A 15209-nucleotide genomic window follows, 5' to 3' on the forward strand; every position below is an offset into this window, starting at 1 on the left:
CGGGAGCAACCTTGCTCCCGCTTACTGGTTCGTCAGACCACAATGCCCAGCGGCGGCTGACTGGCATCAGCCACCAGGTAATCAACCAGTTCCGTCAACGGCAACGGCTTGCTGATCAGGTAACCCTGCACCTGATCGCAACCGAACCCGCGCAACAGATCCAGTTGCTCGCGGGTTTCCACCCCTTCGGCAACCACTTCCAGGTGCAGGTTGTGCGCAAGGTTGATCATCGCGTGCACCAGTTTGCGGTTCTCTTCGCGCTGCTCCATGCCGCCGACGAAACTCTTGTCGATCTTCAGCAAGGTGATCGGCAGGCTGTTGAGGTGCACGAACGACGAGAACCCGGTGCCGAAATCATCCAGCGAGAAACGCACGCCGAGGCGACCGAGAGCGTCCATGGTCTGCTTGACCAGATCGCTGCGGCGCATCACAGCGGTTTCGGTGAGTTCGAATTCCAGCCACTGCGCTTCGACTCCGCGCTCGGCGATCAGACGGCTGAGCGTCGGCAGCAACTGGCTGTCCTGAAACTGGCGGAACGACAGGTTGATCGCCATATGCAGCGCCGGCAATCCGCGTTCGCGCAACGCCTGCATATCGCGCAGGGCCCGGGAAATCACCCAGTAACCCAGCGGCACGATCAGACCGCTCTGCTCCGCCAGCGGCACGAATTCGCTCGGTGGTAGCAGGCCGCGTTCGCTGTGGCGCCAGCGCACCAGCGCTTCGAGGCCGACGATCTGGCCGTCCTGCAGGTTCAGGCGCGGCTGGTAGTGCAGCTCCAGCTCGTCGCGACGCAAGGCCCGGCGCAGCTCGCTTTCGAGGTCGGCCATGCTTCGCGCGTTGCGGTTGATTCGTTCGTTGAAGATGTGAAAGGTGCAGCCTTGCGTGCTCTTGGCCTGCTGCATGGCGATGTGCGCGTGCCACATCAGCGGATCGGCGCCGCCCTGGGCGCGGGCATGGGCGATACCGAGGCTGGAGCCTATCAGCAGGCTTTCGCCATCGACCCAGTAGGGTTCGGCCAAAGCCTCGGTGATGCGTTCGGCCATCCATTCGGCCCGTTGCGGGGCGCGACGGGTATCGATCAGCAAGGCGAATTCATCGCTGCCGAGGCGCGCCAGTTGATCGCCGACTTCCAGCTGACTTTTCAGCCGTGCGACGACTTGCAGGATCAGGCGGTCGCCGGCCTGGTGGCCGAGGGCGTCGTTGGCGTGGCGGAAGTTGTCGAGATCAAGATGCCCGAGGGCCAGGCCGCGGCCGTCATTTTCGGCGAGGCGCGCCGTCAGAAGAGTCTGGAAACCCTGACGGTTGGCGATGCCAGTCAGCGGATCCTGCTCGGCCAGGCGTTGCAGGGTGTTTTCCAGCACGCCGCGTTCGCGCACATGCCGCAGGCAACGCCGTAGCATGCCGGCATCGAGGGCATCGAATACCAGCCAGTCGCTGACGCCGTCGGGCGCGGTCGCCGGCTCGTGTTCCAGAAGCAATACCGTCGGCAGGCTGCAACGGCCGGGCGCCGGCTGCAACGCGGGAACGGTCAACAACACCGCGTGGCGGTTGTCTTCGAACAGACTGCTGACCGACTCCCAGCTCGGCGCGCTGATCAGCACCGCCGCACTCCCCAACGGAGCCAGACACTCGCGCAATAACGCTGTCCACGCTGGCTCTTCGGCCAGTAGCAGCAAACGCAAGGGTTCGACAGGCGTAGTCAAGCTGACTCCCTAGACTCTGCAATGATGTGGGCGGCGGGCATTATGCCGTTGCGGCTACCAATGACCAAACGACAACGGTTATCAAAACGTTATTTTGTGTCACGAATGAGAACATTAGCCGCAAAATCACCGCGCATCCTGCGTGAAAGTAACAAAACCGGCAAATTTGAATCGCGTGTTGCGTCACAAGTCGGAGAGAGCAGCACAAATCGCTGAGCCTGTTAAAATGCCGGCCCATTTCGTCAACGACTCCCGAATTTTCGTATGTCCCGACTCAATCCCCGGCAGCAAGAAGCCGTGAACTACGTCGGCGGCCCTCTATTGGTGCTCGCCGGTGCTGGCTCCGGCAAGACCAGTGTGATCACGCGCAAGATCGCGCACCTGATCCAGAACTGCGGCATCCGTGCCCAATACATCGTCGCCATGACCTTCACCAACAAGGCCGCGCGCGAGATGAAGGAACGGGTCGGCACCCTGCTGCGTGCAGGCGAAGGTCGCGGCCTGACGGTCTGCACCTTCCATAACCTGGGCCTGAACATCATCCGCAAGGAACATGAACGGCTGGGCTACAAACCCGGTTTCTCGATCTTCGATGAAACCGACGTCAAGTCGCTGATGACTGACATCATGCAGAAGGAATATGCAGGCGACGACGGCGTCGACGAGATCAAGAACATGATCGGCGCCTGGAAAAACGATCTGATCCTGCCGGCCGAGGCCCTGGAAAACGCCCGTAACCCCAAGGAACAGACCGCCGCCATCGTCTACACCCACTATCAGCGCACGCTCAAGGCGTTCAACGCGGTGGACTTCGACGACCTGATCCTGCTGCCGGTTAAACTCTTCGAAGAGCACGCCGACATCCTCGAAAAGTGGCAGAACAAGGTGCGTTACCTGCTGGTCGACGAATACCAGGACACCAACGCCAGCCAGTATTTGCTGGTGAAAATGCTCATCGGCAAGCGTAACCAGTTCACCGTGGTGGGCGACGACGACCAGTCGATCTACGCCTGGCGTGGCGCGCGGCCGGAAAACCTGATGCTGCTCAAGGACGACTACCCGTCCCTGAAAGTGGTGATGCTGGAGCAGAACTACCGCTCCACCAGCCGCATCCTGCGCTGCGCCAACGTGCTGATCTCGAACAACCCGCACGAATTCGAAAAGCAGCTGTGGAGTGAAATGGGCCACGGCGACGAGATCCGCGTGATCCGCTGCCGCAACGAGGACGCCGAAGCCGAGCGCGTGGCCATGGAAATCCTCAGCCTGCACTTGCGCACCGACCGCCCGTACAGCGATTTCGCGATCCTCTATCGCGGCAACTACCAGGCCAAGCTGATCGAGCTGAAACTGCAGCACCATCAAGTGCCATACCGTTTGAGCGGCGGCAACAGCTTCTTCGGGCGTCAGGAAGTGAAAGACCTGATGGCCTACTTCCGCCTGATCGTGAACCCGGACGACGACAACGCCTTCCTGCGGGTGATCAACGTGCCGCGCCGTGAAATCGGCTCGACGACCCTGGAAAAACTCGGCAACTACGCCACCGAACGCAAGATCTCGATGTACGCCGCCACCGACGAACTCGGCCTGGGCGAGCATCTGGACAGCCGCTTCACTGATCGCCTGTCGCGCTTCAAGCGCTTCATGGACAAGGTGCGCGAGCAATGCGCCGGCGAAGACCCGATCTCCGCCCTGCGCAGCATGGTCATGGACATCGACTACGAGAACTGGCTGCGCACCAACAGTTCCAGCGACAAGGCTGCGGACTACCGGATGAGCAACGTCTGGTTCCTGATCGAAGCCTTGAAGAACACCCTGGAAAAAGACGAAGACGGCGAAATGACCGTCGAGGACGCCATCGGCAAACTCGTCCTGCGTGACATGCTGGAACGTCAGCAGGAAGAGGAAGACGGCGCCGAAGGCGTGCAGATGATGACCCTGCATGCGTCCAAGGGCCTGGAATTCCCTTACGTGTTCATCATGGGCATGGAAGAGGAAATCCTCCCGCACCGCTCCAGCATCGAAGCCGACACCATCGAAGAAGAACGCCGCCTGGCTTACGTGGGCATCACCCGCGCGCGCCAGACCCTCGCGTTTACTTTCGCCGCCAAGCGCAAACAGTACGGCGAGATCATCGACTGCGCGCCAAGCCGCTTCCTCGATGAGCTGCCGCCGGACGACCTGGCCTGGGAAGGCAACGACGACACACCGACCGAAGTCAAAGCCGTGCGGGGCAACAGCGCATTGGCTGATATACGCGCGATGTTAAAGCGCTAGAATTGACCACTTTTTACTAGACCTTCGACGCACAAAGCGTCAAATGAGGACAGCTTCATGGAAGCATTGCACCAGAAAATCCGCGAACAAGGCATTGTGCTTTCCGACCAGGTCCTGAAGGTCGACGCCTTCCTGAACCACCAGATCGACCCGGCCCTGATGAAGCTGATCGGCGACGAATTCGCCACGCTGTTCAAGGATTCGGGCATCACCAAGATCGTCACCATCGAAGCCTCTGGCATCGCCCCGGCGATCATGACCGGCCTGAACCTCGGCGTGCCGGTGATCTTCGCCCGCAAGCAACAGTCCCTGACCCTGACTGAAAACCTGCTGTCGGCCACCGTTTACTCGTTCACCAAGAAGACCGAAAGCACCGTGGCCATCTCCCCGCGTCACCTGACCAGCAGCGACCGCGTGCTGATCATCGACGACTTCCTGGCCAACGGTAAGGCGTCCCAGGCGCTGATCTCGATCATCAAGCAGGCCGGCGCCACCGTCGCGGGCCTGGGCATCGTGATCGAGAAGTCGTTCCAGGGCGGCCGTGCGGAACTGGATTCGCAGGGTTACCGCGTCGAGTCGCTGGCTCGCGTGAAGTCGCTGAAGGATGGCGTGGTGACTTTCATCGAGTAATCGCTGATAGGCGCAAACACACTGCAATACCTGTGGGAGCTGGCTTGCCAGCGATGGGGCCATATCCTTCAACATCCTAGTTGAGTGATAAACCGCCATCGCGGGCAAGCCCGCTCCCACAGGTTTTTTGTTGTTTGTTATTGCGCGGTGGCCTTCAGGCCCGTTAGCAACAACCGCTGAAACAGGTCTTCCTTCAGACCTTCCGGATCAGTGAGCTGCATGCGCGCCAGATGCTCCGGATACAGCGAAGCCTCAGGCGCATCCAGCGCCGCCTTGCCCAGCTCCAGAATCTCGGTCAGCTTGAATTTGCTCTTGAGCCAGTTCAGCGCCCGCAACAGATCCTTCTCGACCTCAGTGAAGTCGCAGCCCAGCGGATACTCCGGAAACAGGTTCGGATGCCGCGCGGCAATCGCCTGCAAGCGTTGCGGGGTGTTGTCGGCAAAACGAGGATCGAGACGGAAATCCTTCGGCAGCTTGCCGACCTTCTGCGCCTGCTCGATCAGGCCCTGCTGGAAGCGTGAATCGCTGATATTGAGCAACGCCTCGATCACCACCGCATCCGACTTGCCGCGCAGATCGGCGATGCCGTACTCGGTGACCACGATATCGCGCAGGTGCCGTGGAATCGTGCAATGGCCGTATTCCCAGACAATGTTCGAGCTGACATCGCCACCGGATTCGCGCCAGCTGCGCAGCAGCAGGATGGAGCGCGCATCGTGCAACGCATGCCCCTGGGCAACGAAGTTGTATTGCCCGCCGACGCCGCTGAGTACCCGCCCGTCTTCCAGTTGATCCGCCACCCCGGCACCCAGCAGGGTCATGGTGAACACGGTGTTGATGAACCGCGCATCCAGACGCTGCAGACGTTTGAGTTCTTCCTGACCGTACAGCTCGTTGATGTAGCTGATGCGGGTCATGTTGAATTCAAGCCGTTTGCTCAGCGGCAACTCACGCAAGCGTTCATAGAAACTGCGCGGCCCGAGGAAGAAACCGCCGTGGATCGACAGGCCGTCGGTTTGCGCCGCTTCGTCGAGGGTCCCGGCGTTGGCTTGCTGCTGAGTCTGTACATCCGGGTAGACCTTGCGCCGGATGATCCCGGCTTCGGCCAGCACCAGCAGGCCGTTGACGAACATTTCGCTGCAACCGTACAGGCCTTTGGCGAAGGGTTCGATGCCGCCCTCGCGTTCGATCAACTGCGCCCACTGGCTGAGGTTCACATCGGCCAGCAAGTCCTGGTATCCGGCGTTGTCGGCCTGGCGGGCCAGCAATGCAGCGGTCAGCGCATCGCCCATAGAGCCGATGCCGATCTGCAAGGTACCGCCATCGCGTATCAACGTACTGGCGTGCAACCCGATGAAGTGATCCTGAAACCCGACGGGCATGTTCGGCGTGGAAAACAGCGTGCTGCTGTCTTTCTCGTCGATCAGCAGGTCGAAGGTATCGATGTCGACTTCGGCGTCACCCGGCATGTACGGCAACTCGGTGTGCACCTGGCCGACCAGCAGGATCGTTTCCCCCGCTGCCCGGCGTTTGGCGATCATCGGGAACAGGTCGAGGGTGATGTCCGGATTGCAACTGAGGCTCAGACGATCCGGGTGTTCGCTGCTGCTGGCGAGCAACTGCGCCACCAGGTTCAGGCCGGCGGCGTTGATGTCGCGGGCGGCGTGGCTGTAGTTGCTGCTGACGTAATCCTGCTGGGCCGGCGCGCTGTTAAGCAGGCTGCCGGGCTGCATGAAGAATTGCTCGATGCGGATGTTGGACGGCAGGCTGTCGCGGTGCAGGTCGGCGAGGAATTCCAGTTCCGGGTAATCGCCGAACACCCGCTCGACGAAGGGTTCGATGAAGCGCTTCTGCAAACCATCGCCCAAGGCCGGACGGCCGAGGCACAAGGCGGTGTAGATCGTCAGCTGACGTTCGGGCAATCCGGCAACCCGCCGGTACAGCGCGTTGACGAAGGGATTGGGTTTGCCCAGCCCCAGCGGCAGGCCCATGTGGATGTGCGCCGGCAACCGCGCCAGCACGTCGTCCACTGCCTGTTCGATCGAACACAACTGCACCATCTGAAGCCTCCTGCCCGTTCCGTGAATAGAGGTACGACCGAGATTGCCGGTTGTTTGCTGCAAAGAACAGCCTCAGGCCTGAATCGCGGGCACAAAAAAACCGTCCGGAGACGGTTTTTTTCGTCAGAAGCGCGGCTTATTTCAGGCCGGACATCTTCTGGATGGCGCCCTTCAGCTCGTCGTCCGAGCAATCGGCGCAGGTGCCTTTCGGCGGCATGGCGTTGATGCCGGTGATGGCCTTGGCCAGGATGCCGTCGAGGCCGCCCTGGTGATCGGCGCGCTCTTTCCAGGCTGCGGTGTCACCGATTTTCGGCGCGCCCAACAGGCCGGAGCCGTGGCAAGCGTTGCAATGTTTGGCAATCACTTCGTCCGGCGTCTTGGCGCCGCCACCGCCGCCTGCCGAAGCAGCGACTTCCATCCCCTTGCACTCTTGCCCTTGAACACACACCTGGCCGACCGGCTCGAGGCGTTTGGCAATGTCGTCATTCGTCGCAGCTTGAGCGCTGACAGCCCAGAGGGCCAGTACGGTTGCTGGTGCAGCCAGCATTTTCATAATTAGGTTCACGCGTTCACCCTCAATGGTGGCTATTCACGCCTGCGGCCACGGTTCGCAGGCGGGCGCAAGTATAGCGGTTAGCCCGCTTCACTGAAACAACCCCAAAGTCGAAGGGGTTATATCGCGCTGTGGAAAAACGTTTCGGGTGCCTTCGCCGGTATGGCCTGGCGCCTCTTTGTTTAAAAATTCGCCGGCGTGGCTGCGCTGATTAGTCGCGCCGGTGCATCGAACGGATTACGGAAACGATGCGGCTTGGTACTTTCAAAGTAGTAGCTGTCGCCGGCTTCGAGGATAAAAGTTTCAAGACCCACCACCAGCTCCAGGCGCCCTTCCACCAGAATTCCGGTTTCCTCGCCTTCGTGGGTGAGCATTTCCTCGCCGGTATCCGCGCCCGGCGGGTAGATTTCATTGAGGAACGCGATGGCCCGGCTCGGGTGCGCGCGGCCGACCAGTTTCATGGTCACGGCGCCGTCGGAAATGTCGATCAGCTCGTTGGCCTTGTAGACGATCTGGGTCGGTTTTTCCTGCAGGATCTCTTCGGAAAAGAACTCGACCATGGACATGGGAATCCCGCCAAGAACTTTCCTCAGCGAACTGATCGAAGGGCTGACGCTGTTCTTTTCGATCATCGAAATGGTGCTGTTGGTGACGCCCGCGCGCTTGGCGAGTTCACGCTGGGAAAGCCCTTTGAGCTTGCGGATCGATTGCAGTCGTTCACCGACGTCCAAGGCTGGAGCCTCCTGATGTTGTAGAAATATTGAGCGTTATCATGGCGACAGCGTTCAGTATTTACAACACTTGGGCCCCGCTAGCGCTTCAACCCTCGGAATAGAGCCTTGGCACCCGGCGCAGGTTGCAGAAGATCTGGTACGGAATGGTGTCCGCCCACTTCGCCACGTCGCTGGCGAGGATGTTCTTGCCCCACAACTCGACAGTCGATCCGAGGCCGGCTTGCGGCACGTCGGTCAGGTCGATGCACAGCATGTCCATCGACACCCGGCCAAGAATGCGGCTGCGCTGACCGGCCACCAGTACCGGAGTGCCGGTCGGCGCCTGACGCGGATAACCGTCGGCGTAACCCATGGCGACCACGCCGATGCGCATCGGTTTGTCGGTGATGAATTTCGCACCGTAACCCACCGGTTCGCCGGCCGGCAGCTCGCGCACGCTGATGACTTTCGATTCCAGGGTCATCACCGGTTGCAGGCGCTCGGCCACGGCGTTGGCTTCTTCGAACGGAGTGGCGCCGTAGAGCATGATGCCCGGACGCACCCAGTCGCTGTGAATCTGAGGCCAGCCCAGCACCGCCGGCGAATTGCGCAGGCTGACTTCAGCGGCCAGGCCCTGACGCGCGGCCTCGAACACGGCAACCTGCTCGGCGCTGCTCTGCTCGTGCAGCTCATCGGCCCGGGCGAAGTGGCTCATCAGCACGACTTTCGCTACGTTGCCGCTGGCCAGCAGACGCTGATAAGCCGCCGGGTAATCCTTCGGATGCAGGCCCACACGGTGCATGCCCGAATCGAGCTTCAGCCATACGGTGATCGGTTTGCCCAACGCCGCCTGCTCGATCGCTTCGAGCTGCCACAGCGAATGCACCACGCACCAGAAATCGTGCTCGACGATCAGCGCCAGCTCATCGGCCTCGAAAAAGCCTTCGAGCAACAGCACCGGCGCGCGAATCCCGGCGGCACGCAGTTCCAGGGCTTCTTCGATGCACGCCACCGCGAAGCCGTCCGCTTCAGCCTCCAGCGCCTGGGCGCAACGCACTGCGCCATGGCCGTAGGCATCGGCCTTGATCACCGCCAGTGCCTTGGCACCGGTGACTTCACGGGCGATACGGTAGTTGTGACGCAGGGCTTGAAGGTCGATCAGGGCACGGGCAGGACGCATGGCAGCAGACTTCTTGGCGGTCATGGGAATAAAAACCGGCGCTGGCTGACGGCGTGAACCGCCAACAGCACCGGGAGAGGGATCTTTACAACGGGTTACGGCAGCGCGGCGACGATGGAGATCTCGACCAGGATGCTCGGCTTGGCCATCTTCGCTTCAACCGTGGCACGGGCCGGGGCGGCGCCTTTGGGCAGCCACTGATCCCACACCGAATTCATGCCGGCAAAGTGCGCCTCGATGTCGTTCAGGTAGATCGTCGCCGACAGCAGGTGCTGTTTGTCGGTGCCGGCCAGATCGAGCAGTCGCTCGATGTTGGCGAGGACGTCGCGGGTCTGCTGTTCGACACCGGCGTTGAAGTCATCGCCGACCTGCCCGGACAGATACACCGTACCGTTGTGGCTGACGATCTGACTCATGCGCTCATTGGTGAGCTGGCGCTGGATTGCCATGCTTTGCGGACTCCTGGGTGGTGTTGCCATAACGGGAAATATCGAGGCCTTCGGCGCTGATCTGTGGCTTTTTCTTCGCCATCAAATCAGCCAGCAAGCGACCGGAGCCGCACGCCATGGTCCAGCCGAGGGTGCCGTGACCGGTGTTCAGGAACAGGTTCTTGAACGGGGTTGCGCCGACGATCGGCGTGCCATCCGGGGTGGTTGGACGCAGGCCGGTCCAGAAACTCGCTTCGGCCAGATTGCCGCCCTGAGGATAAAGGTCGTTGACGATCATCTCCAGGGTTTCGCGCCGACGCGGGTTCAGCGACAGGTCAAAACCGGCGATCTCCGCCATGCCGCCGACGCGGATGCGGTTATCGAAACGGGTGATCGCGACTTTGTAAGTCTCGTCGAGAATGGTCGAAGTCGGGGCCATCGCCGGGTTGGTGATCGGCACGGTCAGCGAGTAGCCCTTCAACGGATACACCGGGGCCTTGATGCCCAGCGGCTTGAGCAGTTGCGGCGAGTAGCTGCCGAGGGCCAGCACGTAGCGGTCAGCGGTTTCCAGCTTGCCGTCGATCCACACGCCGTTGATGCGGTCACCGGCGAAGTCGAGCCGCTGGATATCCTGGCCGAAGCGGAACTCCACACCGAGCTTGGTGGCCATTTCGGCGAGGCGGGTGGTGAAGATCTGGCAGTCGCCGGTCTGGTCGTTCGGCAGGCGCAGGGCACCGGCGAGGATGTCGGTGACACCGGCCAGAGCCGGTTCGACGCGGGCAATGCCGGCACGATCGAGCACTTCGAACGGTACGCCGGACTCTTTCAATACAGCGATGTCCTTGGCGGCGTTATCCAGTTGCGCCTGGGTGCGGAACAACTGGGTCGTACCGAGGCTGCGGCCTTCGTAGGCGATGCCGGTTTCGGCGCGCAATTCGTCGAGGCAGTCGCGGCTGTACTCGGACAGACGCACCATGCGCTCCTTGTTCACCGCGTAACGGTTGGCAGTGCAGTTGCGCAGCATCTGCGCCATCCACAGGTACTGGTCGATGTCGGCGGTGGCCTTGATCGCCAGCGGTGCGTGGCGTTGCAGCAGCCACTTGATGGCTTTGAGGGGTACGCCCGGCGCGGCCCACGGCGAGGCGTAGCCCGGCGAGACCTGGCCGGCGTTGGCGAAACTGGTCTCCATGGCCGCGGCGGGCTGCCGGTCGACCACCACCACTTCAAACCCGGCACGGGCCAGATAGTAAGCACTGGCGGTACCGATGACGCCGCTACCCAAGACCATAACGCGCATTTTGTATCCCTCATCGCGGCGTGCCGCGTACGTCTGTTGTTAGAGCAATGATGCGCGCAGTGTAAAAAAGATTTGCCAGTGCTTTTCACTGTATAAGCGCCTATATTTGGCGACAATTCTCGGCAAAAACCCTTTTCACGGAGGCGCATCCCCTATGCGTACCAACACTCAGACCAAACGTGAGCTGGACAAGATCGACCGCAACATCTTGCGGATCCTGCAGGCGGACGGGCGGATTTCATTCACCGAGCTGGGCGAGAAGGTCGGGCTCTCCACCACGCCTTGCACGGAGCGGGTGCGGCGCCTGGAGCGCGAGGGGATCATCATGGGCTACAACGCCCGCCTGAATCCGCAGCACTTGAAGGGTAGTCTCCTGGTGTTCGTCGAGATCAGCCTCGACTACAAATCCGGCGATACTTTCGAAGAGTTCCGACGTGCGGTGCTGAAATTGCCCCACGTGCTGGAATGCCATCTGGTGTCAGGGGATTTCGACTATCTGGTGAAGGCGCGGATTTCCGAGATGGCCTCGTACCGCAAGCTGCTGGGCGACATCCTGCTCAAGCTGCCGCACGTGCGTGAATCCAAGAGCTACATCGTGATGGAAGAAGTGAAAGAGAGCCTGAGCCTGCCGATTCCGGACTGAACGCTCAGACCAGCACCTGCCGGTTTTCGGCCATGTACTCGAACACCTGCTTCTCGACCCGTGGGTGAATCAGCTCCACCGGCCGCCGGCCGTTGGGGCACGGCAAGGTCTGGGTGGTGCCGAACAACCGGCAGATCAGCGGCCGTTCGTCATACACCGTGCAGCCATTCGGTCCCAAGTGCACACAGTTGAGCTCTTCCATCGCTGCGTCCTGCTCGGCGCGGGTCTTGCGCGGCAGGCGGGACATTTCCTCGGGCGAGGTGGTCACCGGCCCGCAGCAGTCATGGCAGCCCGGCACGCACTCGAACGTGGGAATCTGCTGACGCAGGGTGCGGATTTTCTGACTGTTGCAGCTCATTGCAGCGGTAACCGGAGCGGAATAGGCGGCAATTGTGCCGCAAAAGCCGTGATCCAGACACCACGGGCCGACCAATGTTGCCCGGCCTCGGGCCTGCGGCTTATGCTCCGTCAAATTTTCTCGACACCCGCTCAGGATGACGCCCATGAATGCCCGCGCCCAAGCCACCGCGAGCCAACCCCACGTTGCCTCTTATTACGCCGCCAGCAGCCTGCCGCAGCCCGACCATCCGGTGCTGCAAGGTGAACTGATCGCGGACGTGTGCGTGGTCGGTGGCGGTTTCTCCGGGCTGAACACCGCGCTGGAACTGGCTGAACGGGGTTTGAGCGTGGTGCTTCTGGAGGCGCACCGGATCGGCTGGGGCGCCAGCGGTCGCAACGGCGGGCAGCTGATTCGCGGGGTCGGTCACGGCCTCGATCAGTTCGCCAACGTGATCGGCGCCGACGGCGTGCGTCAGATGAAACTCATGGGCCTGGAAGCGGTGGAAATCGTCCGCCAGCGCGTCGAAAAATTTCAGATCCCCTGCGACCTGACCTGGGGTTACTGCGACCTCGCCAACAAACCTTCCGATCTGGAAGGCTTTGCCGAAGACGCCGAAGAGCTGCGCAGCCTCGGTTACCGCTACGAAACCCGCCTTCTGCAAGCGAACGAGATGCACACCGTAGTCGGCTCCAACCGCTACGTCGGCGGTTTGATCGACATGGGTTCCGGGCATCTGCACCCGCTGAACCTGGCACTCGGAGAAGCCGCAGCGGCGCAACAACTGGGCGTCAAACTGTTCGAACAATCGGCGGTCACCCGCATCGACTATGGCCCCGAAGTAAGGGTGCACACGGCGCAAGGCTCGGTACGGGCGAAGACGCTCGTGCTGGGCTGTAACGCGTACCTCAACAATCTGAATCCGCAACTCAGCGGCAAGGTGCTGCCAGCCGGCAGCTACATCATCGCCACTGAACCCCTGAGCGAAGAACAGGCCCACGCCCTGCTGCCGCAGAACATGGCGGTCTGCGACCAGCGTGTAGCGCTTGATTACTACCGGCTCTCGGCGGATCGTCGTCTGTTGTTCGGCGGCGCCTGCCATTACTCGGGGCGTGATCCAAAGGACATCGGCGCCTACATGCGGCCCAAGATGCTGGAGGTGTTCCCGCAGCTCGCCTCGGCGAAGATCGATTATCAGTGGGGCGGGATGATCGGCATCGGTGCCAACCGTCTGCCGCAGATTGGCCGGCTCGCGAATCAGCCGAATGTGTATTACGCCCAGGCTTATTCTGGTCACGGCGTGAATGCCACGCACCTGGCGGGCAAGCTGCTGGCCGAGGCTATCAGCGGCCAGCACAGCGGTGGCTTCGACCTGTTCGCCAAAGTGCCACACATCACCTTCCCCGGCGGCAAGCATCTGCGCTCGCCGCTGCTGGCGTTGGGGATGCTGTGGCACCGGCTTAAAGAGTTGGTCTGAGATCGTTCCCACGCAGAGCGTGGGAACGATCCCTCTAAATCCGCCAGAACGGCTTCAACCCTTCCTCCAGCGCCTGCTCGCGGGTCAGCCCGATGTCCTTGAGCTGTTCCGGCGTCAGGCGCAGCAACGCCTTGCGCGTGTGCAGACGATGCCAGAACAGGTCCCAGCGACTCAGGCCGGACGGTGCGTTGCACATGCTCTCGTTGCGCGCATTGTCCTGTTGCCCTGCCTCCAGTTCCTGACTGTGTAACGTCAGCCGCACATCGCTCAAACCGTTCATTTTCATTGCTCCTGTTTACTTGGGTAGCCAGAGATTCCATGATGCGCGGGCGAGCAAAAGCATTACAGATTCAACACATCTGTATTATTTCCATACAGATTTGCTGTCTCTGAGACTGAATTGTCGATTTACGCCGCATCTGTACTGGTTTAACGAATCATCTGCATCGAGGCAGTGCCATGACGCTCTATGTGAATCTCGCCGAATTGCTCGGTACCCGCATCGAACAAGGCTTCTACCGTCCTGGTGATCGCCTGCCCTCGGTGCGCGCCTTGAGCGTAGAACACGGAGTCAGCCTGAGCACGGTGCAGCAGGCCTATCGGATGCTGGAAGACAGCGGCCTGGCCACGCCGAAACCCAAATCCGGGTACTTCGTGCCGGTCGGGCGTGAGTTGCCCGAACTGCCGGCAGTCGGGCGCCCCGCGCAACGGCCGGTGGAGATTTCCCAGTGGGATCAGGTGCTGGAACTGATTCGCGCGGTGCCGCGCAAGGACGTGGTGCAGCTGGGTCGCGGCATGCCGGACATCTCGTCGCCGACGATGAAGCCGCTGCTGCGCGGACTGGCCCGTATCAGCCGCCGTCAGGACATGCCCGGTCTGTATTACGACAACATCCACGGCACCCTAGAACTGCGCGAACAGATCGCCCGGCTGATGCTCGATTCCGGCTGCCAGTTGAGCGCCAGCGATCTGGTGGTCACCACCGGTTGCCATGAAGCGCTGTCTACCAGCATCCACGCAATCTGCGAGCCCGGTGACATCGTCGCGGTGGATTCGCCGAGCTTCCACGGCGCCATGCAGACCCTCAAAGGGCTGGGCATGAAAGCCCTGGAAATCCCCACCGACCCGCTCACCGGCATCAGCCTCGAAGCGCTGGAACTGGCGCTGGAGCAATGGCCGATCAAGGTCATCCAGCTCACGCCCAACTGCAACAACCCGCTCGGCTACATCATGCCGGAGTCGCGCAAACGTGCCCTGCTCAACCTGGCCCAGCGCTTCGACGTGGCGATCATCGAGGACGATGTGTATGGCGAACTGGCCTACACCTATCCGCGTCCGCGCACGATCAGATCCTTCGACGAAGATGGCCGAGTCTTACTTTGCAGTTCATTTTCCAAGACGCTCGCGCCGGGATTGCGCATCGGCTGGGTCGCGCCCGGTCGCTACCTCGAACGCGTGCTGCACATGAAATACATCAGCACCGGCTCCACCGCGCCCCAGCCGCAGATCGCCATCGCCGAATTTCTCAAGGCCGGGCACTTCGAACCGCATTTGCGGCGGATGCGCACGCAATACCAGCGCAATCGCGACGTGATGATCGACTGGGTGACGCGTTACTTCCCGGCCGGTACCCGCGCGAGCCGTCCGCAAGGCAGCTTCATGCTCTGGGTCGAACTGCCGGAAGGTTTCGATACGCTGAAACTGAATCGTGCGCTGCACGATCAGGGCGTACAGATTGCCGTCGGCAGCATCTTTTCCGCCTCGGGCAAGTACCGCAATTGCCTGCGCATGAACTACGCTGCCAAACCGACAGCTTTGATCGAAGAGGCAGTGCGCAAGGTCGGTGCGGCAGCGATCAGACTGCTGGCCGAAGCCGACTGACTTTTCACGAGCAAACAGCGTCCATATGCCCAA

The 15209-nt window shown here is 61.4% G+C and carries 14 protein-coding genes; 5 read left to right on the plus strand and 9 right to left on the minus strand.

What is annotated here, in order from left to right; genetic code table 11:
• Positions 1–32: 32 nt before the first annotated feature.
• Positions 33–1703, minus strand: a complete 1671-nt coding sequence (locus CAF74_RS14610) for a bifunctional diguanylate cyclase/phosphodiesterase (protein WP_085746792.1) — start codon at positions 1701–1703, stop codon at positions 33–35.
• 264 nt (positions 1704–1967) lie between these two features.
• On the opposite strand from CAF74_RS14610, the gene rep reads away from it, so the two are divergent.
• The gene (rep, locus tag CAF74_RS14615; RefSeq protein ID WP_085731399.1) at positions 1968–3977 is read left to right on the plus strand and encodes a DNA helicase Rep; all 2010 of its coding nucleotides are present in this window, start codon (positions 1968–1970) and stop codon (positions 3975–3977) included.
• Positions 3978–4034: 57 nt separating this feature from the next.
• A complete protein-coding gene (locus CAF74_RS14620; RefSeq protein WP_003229440.1) occupies positions 4035–4607 on the plus strand; it encodes a xanthine phosphoribosyltransferase in 573 nt (190 codons plus the stop codon).
• A 137-nt stretch (positions 4608–4744) separates the two neighbouring features.
• On the opposite strand, the gene CAF74_RS14625 is transcribed toward CAF74_RS14620, so the two are convergent.
• The 6 genes from CAF74_RS14625 to dadA form a co-directional block, all read right to left on the minus strand.
• A complete protein-coding gene (locus CAF74_RS14625) occupies positions 4745–6667 on the minus strand; it encodes an acetyl-CoA hydrolase/transferase C-terminal domain-containing protein (protein WP_085746793.1) in 1923 nt (640 codons plus the stop codon).
• 136 nt (positions 6668–6803) lie between these two features.
• A complete protein-coding gene (locus CAF74_RS14630; protein ID WP_085746794.1) occupies positions 6804–7220 on the minus strand; it encodes a cytochrome c5 family protein in 417 nt (138 codons plus the stop codon).
• Between the two features lie 182 nt (positions 7221–7402).
• Entirely contained in the window at positions 7403–7951 is a 549-nt protein-coding gene (locus CAF74_RS14635) for a cupin domain-containing protein (protein ID WP_003229444.1), read from the minus strand.
• Between the two features lie 88 nt (positions 7952–8039).
• The gene (alr, locus tag CAF74_RS14640; protein WP_085746795.1) at positions 8040–9113 is read right to left on the minus strand and encodes an alanine racemase; all 1074 of its coding nucleotides are present in this window, start codon (positions 9111–9113) and stop codon (positions 8040–8042) included.
• Between the two features lie 95 nt (positions 9114–9208).
• Positions 9209–9562, minus strand: coding sequence for a RidA family protein (locus tag CAF74_RS14645; protein ID WP_039765240.1), 354 nt, complete (start codon positions 9560–9562; stop codon positions 9209–9211).
• Positions 9534–10838 (minus strand): D-amino acid dehydrogenase, encoded by a 1305-nt coding sequence (gene dadA, locus CAF74_RS14650; RefSeq protein ID WP_007954487.1) that lies wholly within the window; start codon positions 10836–10838, stop codon positions 9534–9536. Before dadA ends, CAF74_RS14645 begins: the two co-directional genes overlap by 29 nt.
• 154 nt (positions 10839–10992) lie before the next feature.
• Between dadA and CAF74_RS14655 the strand changes: the two genes are divergently transcribed.
• Positions 10993–11481, plus strand: a complete 489-nt coding sequence (locus CAF74_RS14655; RefSeq protein WP_003177284.1) for an Lrp/AsnC ligand binding domain-containing protein — start codon at positions 10993–10995, stop codon at positions 11479–11481.
• Between the two features lie 4 nt (positions 11482–11485).
• Here CAF74_RS14655 and CAF74_RS14660 read toward each other — a convergent pair whose 3' ends face one another.
• Positions 11486–11839 (minus strand): YkgJ family cysteine cluster protein, encoded by a 354-nt coding sequence (locus CAF74_RS14660; RefSeq protein ID WP_007954485.1) that lies wholly within the window; start codon positions 11837–11839, stop codon positions 11486–11488.
• Positions 11840–11984: 145 nt separating this feature from the next.
• Between CAF74_RS14660 and CAF74_RS14665 the strand changes: the two genes are divergently transcribed.
• Positions 11985–13295: an FAD-binding oxidoreductase gene (locus CAF74_RS14665; RefSeq protein ID WP_085746796.1), complete on the plus strand. Its 1311-nt coding sequence runs from the start codon at positions 11985–11987 to the stop codon at positions 13293–13295.
• Positions 13296–13329: 34 nt separating this feature from the next.
• On the opposite strand, the gene CAF74_RS14670 is transcribed toward CAF74_RS14665, so the two are convergent.
• Complete coding sequence (locus CAF74_RS14670) at positions 13330–13575, minus strand: DUF1127 domain-containing protein (RefSeq protein WP_039765237.1); 246 nt, start codon at positions 13573–13575, stop codon at positions 13330–13332.
• 179 nt (positions 13576–13754) lie between these two features.
• On the opposite strand from CAF74_RS14670, the gene CAF74_RS14675 reads away from it, so the two are divergent.
• Positions 13755–15176, plus strand: a complete 1422-nt coding sequence (locus CAF74_RS14675; RefSeq protein WP_085746797.1) for a PLP-dependent aminotransferase family protein — start codon at positions 13755–13757, stop codon at positions 15174–15176.
• Positions 15177–15209 lie beyond the last annotated feature (33 nt).

The organism is Pseudomonas sp. R45(2017), assembly GCF_002112305.1.
In the GTDB taxonomy this organism is placed as follows: Bacteria; Pseudomonadota; Gammaproteobacteria; order Pseudomonadales; family Pseudomonadaceae; genus Aquipseudomonas; species Aquipseudomonas paraglycinae.